Raw genomic sequence first — 13,230 nt, 5'->3', positions numbered from 1 at the left:
CGCTTGCTACTTGACCAGATTCTGCGTAACCAGACCTACCTGGGTAATTTCCAGCTTGCCCAGCAAGGCCAGCACGTCGATGACGCTCTGATACATCACGGTGGCGTCGCCCTTCACCACCACCGGCAGCGAGGGATCGGCGGCCTTGTATTGCAACAAAGTCGATTCCAGCTGTTCCATGGTGACCGGAAAGGTATCCAGAAAAATGGTGCCTTCGGCGGTAACGGTAATCGCCTTGGTCTTGGGCTTGGCCAAGCTGGGTTGATTGCTGGCCTTGGGCAGATTGATCTGTATGCCCTGCACCGCCGCCGTGGTCATGATGATGAACACGATCAACAGCACATAGGCCAAATCCAGCATGGAGGTGACGTTGATTTCGTCGTAACTGTCCAGTTCTTCCTGATAACGCATAAAGCTTAAACTCCCGCCTAATCGCTATAACGTTCGGACAATTTGGCGCTGAACTCGTCGACAAAGATGTACATGTCGGCGGTCACCAGTTTGATGCGGCTGGCCAGATAGCTGTAACCGAACAGGGCCGGAATCGCCACCAAAAGACCCGCCACCGTGGTAGCCAAGGCCGCGGCAATACCGGGCGCGATGGCGTTGACGTTGACCTCGCCGCTGGCGGCAATGTCGCCGAAGGTGATCATCACCCCCAGCACCGTGCCCAACAGGCCCAAAAACGGCCCGCCGGAAATGGCGATGGTCAACAACACCATCTGGTTATTCAGTTTTTGCACTTCGCGCACCAGAATCGACTCCATGGCCGCCCGGATGGTATTGATGGCCTTGTCGGAAATGCCCGCTTCGGCGGCATCGGCGCCGACGGCCTTGGCCAGCCGGCGATTGATTTCCTCGACGCCGACATGATAAAGCCGGTAAAGCGACGATCCGGCATATTGGCCGTGGCCGCCGGTCAGTGCCAGCAAGGGCGATTCGTCCAAATCCTCGTCGTCCTCGGTCATCTCCCTGTCCAGCTGGGCAATTTCGGCCGCATTCAGTTTTTGAAAGGCATCTTCGAATTTGCGGTTTTCGGCAATGTTTTTATTGATGACCAGCGCCTTCACCAGCATGACTATCCAGCTCAGCACGAACATCACCGCCAACAGGCCGATAATCACCCAACCGTCCACCGTGACGTCGTTCAGGATGGCCATGATGCGCGATTCGCCGCCGCCCTCGCTGTCCGGCGTCGCGTCTTCGCCATAAGTCAGCAGGGCCGAAGTCTGACCCTGCATCAAGGCATTGAAGGCCAGGGTGTTGGCGTCGCGCGCCAGCTTGGCGATGGCGAATTCGTCGATGGCGCCTATCAGGCCGCGACTGCCGTCAACCGCCGCGCCTATGCTCAAGTCGCCTTGAAAACCCGGCTGGCTGGGCGCCAATACCCCGGCCGGCTTGCCGTCGACATAAAACGTGAAACCTTCTTCATTGGCCGTCACCGCCAAGTGATGCCAAGCGGACAAATTCATATCCAGCGGACTGGCTACTTCCTTGCGGTTGACATTCAATACCGGGGTCTGACCTTTAACGGAAACCTTAAGGCCATCGCGCTCGAACACCACCCCGTCGGCCTGGGCCTGGTCGATCTTGACCCAGGCCGATACCGTCCAGCCGAAATTCTCGGCCATCTGAATGGCGGGAGAAGCGGCAACACCGATCGACTGACTGCCGTTGAAGGCGGCGGCATCGCCGACCGCCCCGCCGTCGATACGGGTATTGTTGGCTGTGGCCGGCTGGTTGCCGTAGGCGGTGGCATCGCTCACCGCATCGGCATTGAAGTGATAGGTTAGCAATTGCGCCACATCGAAGATGCCGCCGCTCTCGCTGGCTTCCGCCGCGTTGGCGTTGCCGTAATACATCCAGATCGAGGGCTCGCCGGCGTTGCCTATGTCGCCGGGCAGTTTCACCCAGATAATGGCCATTTCATTGACCGGGTCGATTTTCTCGATATAAAACTTCAGCGGGGTTTTGTCGTCGGCGGCAATGAAACGCAAATCCTTGCCCTGTTCGGCCAAATCCATGAAATAGGCAAAGTTGCCGGTGTGCAGGCGTATCACCGCCAAACCTTCCGCCACCGGCTTGACGCCTTGCTGCTGCAATTGCTGCGCATCGATGGAAATTTTCTTCCGGTAACCCCAATCGCCGTTCCACCACGCCTGCGCCACACCCGGCAACAACATAATGGCGCACGCCAACAAAACAATTCGCTTCATTTTTAACCTCAAATCAATACATTTAGCGAATTATGCCGACAATTTTTTACAGTTTTATGACACAAACAAGCTTTTTCCGACTCGACTCCGGTAGTCATCGCTACCCCGGACAGCCAAGTGTCACTCCCGGAAAACGCAAGACCGTGTAGGCCGGAATACCCATAGGGCACAAGTAAGTCGACAGACGTTTCCGGAGATTTAAGGAAGCCGGAAACGCTGGAGCTTATTCCGGCCCACGGACTCGACTCCGGGCCCGGTATCATCGGCGCTCCCGTAAAACGCCAAGCCGTGTAGGCCGGAATACCCATAGGGCACAAGTAAGCCGATAGGCGTTTCCGGCAATTGAAGGAATCCTAAATTCTAGCCGTCATCCCCAAAGCCGATCACCTCAACGCTGAGGATACCCATGCCGCCGGCCGCCTTGGCCAGCGAGTTGGCGGCGTCCTTGCTCATGTCCGTGCTGCTTTCCACCGCCTTGCTGACGGCGGCGGCTACATTACCCACCCCGGCCAGGCCGGCCGCAATACCGCCGGTCGGTGCCGCCGGCACCCCCGTGGCGCTTTGGCCGAAGGAAATATTGTTGGCTCCCATGATGGCGGTGGCCGCCAGAATCACGTTGTTGCCGGCAATCCCCGCTTCGCCGGCGTCGATGATGCCGCGCGGCGCGAACAGGGTGATATCGCCGCGTCCGGTGGCGCGGGCACCTCCGCCCGCCAACAGCGGCGCCACTTCCAGCACCACCTGGCCGATGGCGTCGTAACTGACTTTTAACGGCGGCGCCGCCAAGGCGGTTTGCGGAGCCCGGCCGGCATCGAAGTCGTTCTCGGTGGAACCGCCCAGAATGCTGCCGCCGCCCAGCGTCACCACCCGCGATACGTTGACGTCGATATCGTCGCGAGCGATCAGATTGGCGTTGCCTTGTTTATTAACGATGATGCCTAATTGATCGTCGCCTTTTTGCAGACCGATATTCGATGTCGCCAAACCGACCAAAATGCCGCCGGCCGGCGCAAACACCGCCACTTCGCCGCCGTCCCGGGTTTGAATGGTACTGAGGAACATGGCGATATCGCCTTCCGAAGGCCGGGAGCCGGCATTTCGATAACCGGCATCGAGAATGGAGCCGGCACTGGCGCCGCCGAGCGTGATCACGCCGCGCAACGGATCCGTACTGTACTGGCTGTTGCCGTTCAGCACGGTGGTTTTCGGGAACAAAGCTTCCACGGCCGCCAGCAATTTCAATTCGTTGGCATCCTGATCCTGCTTGACGCCGGCCCGCGCCAGATCGATCGCGGCGCGCTTGATAATGTAGGTATACATGGGCTGCGCCGCGCCGACCAACTTGCCGGACACCCGCAGTTTTTGCGCGTCGCTCAAACCGGCATAGGCCGCCGTCGCGCCGTCGAATGTCAGGCTTTGGTCGCCGGTGATAGTGCGCATTTCCGTCAGCAATTGCTGGCGAAAGCACTGTTCGCCGCCGGTTACCCCTTCCAGACCCAAGGAGGAGGAAATGGCGTCCCGCCGCGCCTGACTCAAGCTTTCAAAAGCCGCCAATGCCTGCTGAGTATCCAACTGCTGACCTGTCAGCGCTTGCATTTCAGCGCGGAAACGCCGTGCCAGGTCGGCATCCGCCCCCACGCGTTGCGCCATGTCGGCAAACAGCGGATTGCCGTAGACAAAACCGGCGGCGAAGCCGGGCGCATCGATGCCGCCCTTGGCCAGACCGGCGATCACGCTGATATTGGCACCTTCCTCGGCCAGTGCCGGGTTACCCTGATTACCGGTCGACACCACTCCCAGCGAAGCGCCGAGATTGACGTCGCGCCCGGCCAGCACGGTCAATTGGCCGGGACCCGCTACCTCAAGCCCTTGATTGACCTCGTCTATGATGCCGTTCAGGCGGTTAAAGGTGACCGGGAAATTGATATCCCGGTTGGCCTGAATCACGCTGACAGCGCCGTCGCGGTTATGCTGAATACTGAACAGGGTTTTCACGATATCCTTGCCGGCCGAAACTTCGGTCGGCTTGTTCAGATAAAAAGCCAGATTCAGATCCCGGCTGCCGATATTGCCGGTGCCGGTGCTAATCAACACCGGATTCGGGTCGTCGGTATGCAGCGGCCGGGCGGCGTGGCTATCCGAGCCGCCTATTTTCGGATTCAGCAAATTGGTAATACGCAACAATTCGTCGCTGGTCGAGCTGGGCAGGACCGCCGTCGGCAGCAGTACCGGATCGGCGTCGCTCAAATGAATATCGGCGTTGCCGGTCAATTGACCGCCGGCATACATAGTCAGCGCCCCCAACGCCGAGGGCACCAGGGTCAAACCCTTGTTGAAGCTCAAATCGCCATACAGCGCGGCAATATGCAAACTGGCCGGATATGCCAGGGAATTGGCATCGCCTAGCAACTGGGTATTGGCGCCGGCATTCAGGCGGGCCGAATCGTTTTCCAGACTGATGTCGCCGGACAAGGCCAGCAAACTCACGCTGCTGTCAGCGCCGTAGCGGAAGAAACGATTGCTGATGCCTTCCACATCGGAGGTCTTTGTCGGCAAGGTGGCAAAGAACGGATCGACCAAGGCCTCCAGAGCCAGCGAGCGGCCGGCCGTGACGCTAAAATCCGTATCGCCCAGCGCCACAATCGGTTTTAAATTATGCTGGCCGGGCAGCGTGTTGTCGCCGGCCTTAAACGAACCGCCCGCCGTCAGCGAAGCGCTGTTGCCGTCCACGTAAAACACCCCGCCGTTAATATCCCCGCCGGCCGTCAATTGCAGCGAACCGCCGTTGTTGATCAGCAATTCGTTGCTAATGAAATCCAAACTGCCCGGATTATTCGGATCGGCCTTGGCCCCCACCTGCTTGCCGCTGGAGCTGACCGATACCGACAAGTCGTTGACGTTGCCGCCTACCTTGATATTGACATTACCGCCGCCGAACGAAGCCACGCTTTGTTGATGATTGGCGACGAAATCCGGATTGGCTTCATTCACGCCCAACGCAACGCCCCAAGCCGTCGGCCGCTCGCCGGTATGATCGGTATTCCGGCTCCAGTTGCCGGTTCTGACCAAGGCTTCGCTGAGTAACTGCTGGGCCGGTTTCGCCTCGAAGTTACGGCCGGCCCGCAAATCGATATCGCCGCCTTCCAAGGGGTATTCGGCATAAAAGAACACCCCGAACGTTTCGCCGCCGCTACCCCAACGATTCGCATCGTCCGGCCGGCCGGCGGTATAAATCACCGAATTGGCATTCGCCAGCACGATGTCGCGGGCGGCCCGCGCCACGATATCGCCGGTGCCGGTGCGCAGTTTCACCCCTGCCGCCAATTTCAGGTCTCCCTTGGCGGCAGGTGCCGAAATAGCCGCCGGCATTTGCAGCGCCAGATTATCGGCAGCGCCGATATCCGCGCCGGCAATCAAATTAAAGCTCCAGGAACGGCCGGACTGCAACATATCGGAAATACCGATGGGACCGAAATCCACCGTATCGATAAAGCCTTGCACGAAACCGTCGCTCAGCGACTGATTCAGCATCAGGTCGCCGCCGGCCCGCAAGGTCAATACACCGGGCAGCGCGTCCGGGCCGTAGCGCCAGCCGGATAAATCCCACTGCGCGCTCAGAGTCAAATCGCCGCTGCTACGCACTTCCACGCCGGGCAGCAGCTGGTAGCCGTTACCGAAACGGGCGCTCACCAGCGGATAGGCGGCATCCATATATTGCTGGGTATGGCTTTGTATCGTGTCCAGGGCTGTCTGATTCAGAACACTGTAGTCATAAATCCGCACGGCTTCCAGTTGCACGGCATCGGTACCGACGATAACTCCGTCGGCGATATCGGCCACCGCAATGTCGTTGCCGACCCGCTCGGCCCGCAATACGACCTCGCCGGCCTTGCCGTCGCCGTTGGCCGACACGTCTATGCCGGCGGCGGATTGAATGACGATGCCGGCGCCATCCGGATTTTGCCTGTCATCGATGGACGACAGCCACACTTTGCCGCCGGCGCCGTTTTCGGCTATGGCGCCCGCCAGTAATTTAGCGCCGTCCAACACGCCAATCGCATCTTCGGCCGCCAATCCGATGCTGCCGCCCTGCCCACCGCGCGCATCCAAGGTACCGGCAACATTGACCGCCCCGCTGTCGGCCGCCAGTTGAATCCGTCCGGCCTCTATGCTTTCGTCCGCGCCGACCGTCAAATCGCCGCTACGCAAGCGAAAATCGATGCCGCCGCTAAAGCCGGCCTGGGCGAACCGGTCTATCCAGGCGCCGAAGCCGCCCGCCGCCAGGGTTTGGCTATCCACGCTCAAGCTGCCGCCCAAGGCCTTTTCCGCCCCTTGCGCCTCTATGATGCCGTGCAAATCCGCCACGCCCTGGATAGCCCGTAGCGCCAATTCGCCGGCCTGGGCCTTGGCGTGTCCGGCATTCAACAACAAGCGGCTGTCTGCATGAGTGGCGATATCGCCTTGCCAGGCATTAAAGGCAATGCTGCCGGCATTCACGGCCACCAAACCGCTCAAACCGGCCGCCACCACGCTGCCGCCGACATCCACCAAAGCCTGTTCGCCCAGCGCGATATCGCCGGTCAAGGCATTCAAGCTTACCCGTCCGGAGCGATAAATCAGCGTGGTATTCAAGTCTATGCTGTCGGCTTCCAGCCATAACTGCCCGGCGATACCCTGCCCTTGAGCCGCCGCTTCCGTCAGACCCGGCCCGAAGGCCAAAGTCCGACCCGGCAACAATATGCTGGTAGCGGCACCGTTTTCGGCCGTCATAACCGGCGTATCGACGGTCAGATTGGCCAAGCTAGTCAGCACCGCGTTTCCGCTGCCCAACACGCGTTCCGCCACATTGAAGCGAATATCGCTAAAACCGGACAGACTATATTTGCCGTCGGCCAGCACCACCTGATTGGCGTTGATAAGCAGACTGCCGCTGCCGTCGCCATGGGCAGGCGCGGTATTGGCATGCGTGTTGGTGAGCGTGAAATGATCGGCATTCAATACCACCTGGTCGCCGGCATTGTTCTTGCCGGCCAGACCGTGGGCATCGATCACCAGATCGCCGAAGCCGAAGGCTAGACCGTCGCCGCCGGTTTGCGGCAACTCGCCGTAGATGTTCACCATGCCGCGGCTGGACAACACGGTTTGTTTGGCGGTCAGTCCGCTAAGAATGGCATTGTCCAGGGACAAGCCGCTCAGGCTGTCGTCGGTTTCGCCCAGATTGATGGATTCCGCCACCAGCTTCAACGCCCCGCCCGCCAGCGCCAGTTCGCCGTCCATTTTGGTGGTGCGCGAGGATTCCATCAATACCGAACCGGAACCGGCGCTGATGGTCGCTCCGGCGCGCATCAACAAATCGCCCTTGGCGCCGGCATTGCCGCTACGCAGCACGTTGGCCTGCGCTCCGGCGGATACCCGCAACAGGGCACCGTCTCCCGTCACTTCCAATGTGGATACGGTCTGATCTCGGCCGCTGCCCGCACTGGTATCGATGCGCGAACCAGCCAATAATTCTACCCGGTCGGTGGCCGCCAACATCAGCTCGGGAATCACTATTTCGGTGTTTTCCGCCACGGTGACGGTTTTGGCCCGTACATCCAGGCTGATATGGCCGGTAAGCGGGTCGAACGAGCGCACCGCGCCCAGCAACAAACTATTCACGTTGAACTTATCGATATCGGCGGCGGACAGCTCGATATCGCCGGTATCGGCGGTGCTACCGATGGCCAGTTTTTCAGCCACCACGTCCACCAGACCGCCGCGACCGCCCGCGCCGACTTCAGCCATCACATTCACCAGCTCCAGCGCGGTTTTGGCGTTCAACACCAACTGGCCGGCATCCTGCACCTGACGCGGTATCGCCAGCTCGCGGCTCTCGGCCTGTTTGGCGAAAAATTGGCTGGCATAGCTGAGGTTATATTCGCTACGGGTTTTGGCAATGCCGCCGGCTTCGACCACGAATTCCGACCAGCGTTGATCGCGGTAGCCGGTATCGCTGAAACCGCGATAGCCGGAAACGATGGCGGCGCCATCCACCCGGCTACGGCTGGAGCCTTCCACCACGTTATTGCTCGCCAGCGGCGTGACCAAAAAGGCGCCCCGCAACAAGGCATACCGGGCCGGCAGCAGGGTATAAAAACCCGCCGCCACGCCGGAGCCGGCGGACAGATAAATCCGCTCGCCTATTTGCAGGCCGGAAGCCGGGAAAGTGCTTGGATCATACGGCGCATAACCGTTGAAACCCGGCAAAATGGCAAATACCCCATTCGAATCCAGCACGTCCAGGGTACCGCCGTCGCCGGGAATGAATTCGTAAGCCAACAAATCGCCGCCGCCGGACAAATCCACCAATGCGCCTTCCTCGCGCTGGATCTTGTCGGCGCTGACGGTGATTTTTTTCCGCGGCGATTCGAAGATGAATTTTTTATCGAAGTCGGCCGGCTTGATATCCGGATTGACCACGTTCATGTTTCCGCCGGTGCCGGCCAGCGGCAACATCCACTCCAAACCGCCTTGCGTCACGCCCAACGGAATGATTTTTCCAGCCGCCGACACCGAGGTCAGACTTTGGCCGCCGAAGCCGATGTTTTTGCCGGCCTGCAAATTGATCTCGCCCAAGGGCGCCAACAGCGTGCCGTTCTGCTGAATGTTAGGCGCGCTGATGGTCAATTTGCCCATGGCCGAATAGACCTGACCAGCCTTGGCGCCGGAATGCGCGATAGTCACGCTGCCGTCGGGATCGCCGGCCACCGCCAGGGTAAAATCGGTCAAGGAGGTGGGATACACCTGCGCCGCCGTCAGATTGAGCTGGGAATAGGTTTTGAACTGACCGACGAAATCCAGTTCGTTGCTGTCCACCCGTATGCCCTTCAGGCGTATGTCGTTGGCGGCCGTCAAATCCACCCGGTTGAAACCCAGGGTGGTCATGCCGCCGATCAAATCGATCAGTTTCGCGTTGACTTTTAAATGGCCGTCGCCGGCGCTGGGCTGCCAGCTGGGCTGGCGCTGTAAATCCGAACCCAAGGCGACGCTGGCCGCGTTCAAGGAAACCAAGCCGCTGTCGCCGGCATTTTGCCGCTGCCAGCCCAGCTTGACGCTATCCAGGGCAATGCGGTTGGCAAGATTCAATTGAATATCGCCGACAAAGCGGATTTCGCCGTTGTCGTAAAGCACATTGTTGTCGCCGTTGACCCCCTGGGTAGCCAGCGCCAGAGAGGCAAAACCGCCGGCATCGATTTGAGCCACCGACAAATAGGCTTTACCGTTTTCAGCCTGTGGCAAGGCATCGCCGGGCCGAGCAAAGCCGCCGCTCAATACCGTTTGTTGCTGCTGCGTGATCAGAATGGTCCTGGCGGCGGCCGGAAAACTGGAACTGAGCGGTTCCGGGTCGCTACGATTATCGCTATTCAATATCAACGTCAGCGAACCGCCGGCCGCGCCGGGGGCGGCTCCCGCCCTGGCCAGCATGCCGCCGGCCATGAATGCGCCTTCGGCGGTCGTGATGTCGATGTTACCGGCATTGGAGCCGATTTGAGTGGCGCGGTACGTTGCCCCGACGCCGCCCGCATTGATTACCGGCACGTCCAGTAGCGCCTGGGTGCCGGACACATTGATCAACGAGCCGGCTTGGGAGGCAAAGAACCCGCGTTGCGCGTCTATGACTACACTGCCGCCGTCGAACACCTCGCCGTAGCGGCGCCCCAGCGCATCCGTCATGACCCGCGCGCTGCCGGCCACGTTGATGCGGGCGTTAGCCCCCAACCAGATACCTTGCGTGGCCTGATATTGCGGATCGAGGTTGCTTTGATCGGGTATGATGCTCAGCTGCACGCTGCCGCCCGCCGTCTGAATTCGGCCGTCCACTATCAGACCGGAGTCGGACACCAATTCGATTTTGCTCAACGGATCGGCCACGATGGCCGCGCCCTGGGCAAGCGTCAGATTGGCGGCCGGATTGCTGCCGGCGCTATGATCGCTGCTCAATTTAAGGGAGCCGGCCGCGCGGAACTGCTCGGCCAGACGGCCCACGCGACTGAAGCCGGCAATGCCGGCGGCGTTGGCCTGCTGCAAAAAGCTGTTATTTAGAATGCGATTGCTTTGGCTCAAGTTGATTACCGCGCCGGACTCGACGCTGAGACCGTTCAGGTTGGCGCCGATTTCGTAATCGGCAAACCCGCCCCGACCGAAGAAATCCGCCGTCAATTGCAAGGGCTTAATGCCGGGGCTGTTATCCAACTCTTCCTCGCGGCGCACCCGTACCGAGTTTGCCACCAGCACAAACCGGCCGCCCTGGCCGATACCGTAACCGTTGATCAGGCCGCGCAGCTCAATGTTGGCCCCCACGTTTTCCACTTCCGGCTTGGCCACCAAGGTAACGCTGCCGGCCTTGCCGGCCCGTAGCGTGCGATCCGCCCTTACTTGCGCCCCGCCGCTGACGTCTATCACGCTGCCTTTTTGCAGCAACAGACTGCCGCCGCTGGCGCCGGCCATGGTGGCGCTGAATTTACCGCCTTCTATGGCTATCGATTTGCCGTCCAGATTGGCCGGCGTCACGAAATCGTTGACCCAATTGCCCTGCAAATCGACCACGGCCGCCGGCCCGATGACGATATCGCCGTTGACGTTGGCGGCGGGCGTAACCAGAACCGTATTCAAATCCACCCGCGCGCCGGCGCCGCTGATGCGGCCCTGAATATCGATCTGGCCGCCGACCAGACGCAAGGAGCCGCCGACATGCTCGACCGAGCCGTTGGCGGCGGTGACCGAACCGCCGTCGGCCAGACGTAGATCGACATTGCGGTTGACGGTGATTTTACCGTTGCTGTTAATGCTGACATCGCTGAAACCGCCGCTCAGCAAACTGCCGGCCTGAAAGGCCAGCACATTGCCGTAGCCGCCCGGCAATACATCGTCTATACCCAGATTCAGCGGCTGAGCCGGCGTGGTAGTGAATTCCACCGACTGCACGTTGTTATCGTTGAAGCGGGTATTGATATTCAAGATGCCGCCGCGAGCCTGATCGGCAATCTCGCGCTGATAGCGGCCGTTGACCGCTTTGGCCAATAACTGGCCTTCCAGCACCACTTGATTGGCCCTGATGGTCAACGATCCGGCATTTTTGCCTTCCACGTAACCGCGCTCGAAGCGGCCCAGCGAAAACGGTCCGCTGGCATACCAGGTGCGGGTGGCCGCCGCGCCCCATTTTTCGGAGCTATCGGTGTATTGGCCGTAAATGCCATCGTAGCGGCGCAAGGGGTCCGCCACGCCGATATCGATCAGGCGGCCGTTGGAAATCAATTTACTGGTGTTGATATAGCCGTCCAGATAGGTGATGAAACCGCCGGATACGTCCAGCACCGCGCCTTTTTCGACGATTACGTCGCCCTCCGAGCGCAACACGATATCGCCGCCCTCGGTCAGCCGTTCGGCAATGGTGCGCTTGATGCCGGCCACCGTGGGCCCGATATCGGTCAATGGCGAGCCCTGCCGAATGTCGATGGAAACCTTCTCGTTTTTCAACACGCCGTCTTTTTGCAGCGGCGCATCCTTCAATTCGAAGTTACGCAGTTCCACCTCGATGACATTGCTTTCCATGCTGCGTGTCACGGTATCGATACCCGATACGTCGATGCGAGCGCCGGAATCGATCAATACCCGGCTGTCGTTGACGGCGGAATTGTCCGCCACCGGGTTGGCCGGTGCCCGGGTGGCGGTGAGTTCGACCTTGCCGCCGGGCGCGGTGATGTTGGCCCCGGACTTGACGTGCACTTTATGCCCCACGGCTTCGATGCGCGATTGCGGCTGCGGCTGGGCGTCTATGGCGGTTTTTTCCACCACCACCTCCACGGGCGCGCTGCCCTGCACGGTGCGGGTTTCCACGCCATACTCGACTTCCGGCAGAATTTCCGTTTTGCTGTTCTCGCCGAAACTGACCCGCGCCGACGTTCCCAGACCGTCGCCATTGTCGGCCACGCGGGTGGTGGAACCCGGAATCAACTGGGTTTTGCCCGCAATCAACTGGGCTGTGCCGTTTTCGCGCGCCAACAGGCGTATGGTGCCGTTGACGTTGGTGGCGGTGGTGGCCGATACCCGGCCGTTTTGATTGACGGCAAAACCGACCAGGGTGACGTTACCGCGATCGGCGGAAATATTGCCCAGATTTTCCACCTTGCCGCCGGTTTTCACTTCCACCAACAAACCGCGCACGTCGCTGTTGGCGACCGGGTCCGCGTTGGGGTCCTCGGACGGCAACGGCGCCTCCTGCAGATACACTTTGTCGGTTGCCGCCGCCATCACCACCTGCCCGCCGGCCGAACTGACATCGCCGCGATTTTCTATGCTCGGCGCAATGATCAAAATCCGCCCGCCTTCGGTGGAGGAAATTTTGGCGCCGGCTTCGGTCAGAATTTTGACGGGTATTTTGTTGCCGTCGGCATCCAGCTTGAAATTGCCGTTGCCGTCCCGCTGATAAAAGTCGCCGTTCCCTTCCAGCGCGGCCTGTTGATCGATGCCCGACCTTTTGCTGATGCCGGCCCGCAGGGTTTCCTCGCTGATATCCAGGGTAGAAGCCACCAGACCTCGGGCGTTGACCCGCGAATCCTTGCCGAACACAAAGCCGTTATTGTTCACCAAATACAGCTGGCCGTTGGCGCTGACGGTACCGAGAATCTGGCTGGGATCGGCCTGATGAATTTTATTCAGGGCTATTGAACTGCTGCTGGGTTGTTGAAAATTCACGCTGTTGCCGGCGCTGACGTTGAACTTGTCCCAGTTCAATATCACCCGGTCGGTCTGCTGCTCGATATGCATCGCCGTGCCGGCCGGATTGACCGAGGCTATCGCGCCGCCCATGCTGGCCCATACCGCGCTGGGCACCGGCAGTTCGGCGCATACCGGGGTGGCAAACGACATCAGCATGCCGCCGGTAACGGCGGTTTTGATACAGGCCGCCAAGGTATTCAAGCGAAAGTCGGTGGGTTTGCTATGTTTGTTCTGCTGCCTGTAAGCCATTGCGATG

The 13,230-nt window shown here is 60.1% G+C and carries 3 protein-coding genes; all 3 read right to left on the bottom strand.

Annotated features, from left to right (window positions below; translation table 11 throughout):
• Positions 1-6: 6 nt before the first annotated feature.
• Positions 7-411, bottom strand: a complete 405-nt coding sequence (locus tag NP590_RS05310) for an ExbD/TolR family protein (protein WP_256601221.1) — start codon at positions 409-411, stop codon at positions 7-9.
• Positions 412-428: 17 nt separating this feature from the next.
• Entirely contained in the window at positions 429-2,216 is a 1,788-nt protein-coding gene (locus tag NP590_RS05305; protein WP_256601220.1) for a DUF2341 domain-containing protein, read from the bottom strand.
• Between the two features lie 360 nt (positions 2,217-2,576).
• Complete coding sequence (locus NP590_RS05300; protein WP_256601219.1) at positions 2,577-13,223, bottom strand: filamentous hemagglutinin family protein; 10,647 nt, start codon at positions 13,221-13,223, stop codon at positions 2,577-2,579.
• Positions 13,224-13,230 lie beyond the last annotated feature (7 nt).

The organism is Methylomonas subterranea (assembly GCF_024505185.1).
Classification (GTDB): Bacteria; Pseudomonadota; Gammaproteobacteria; order Methylococcales; family Methylomonadaceae; genus Methylomonas; species Methylomonas subterranea.
Note: the sequence above shows the minus strand (reverse complement) of the source record. Positions and strands in the feature narration are given on the sequence as shown.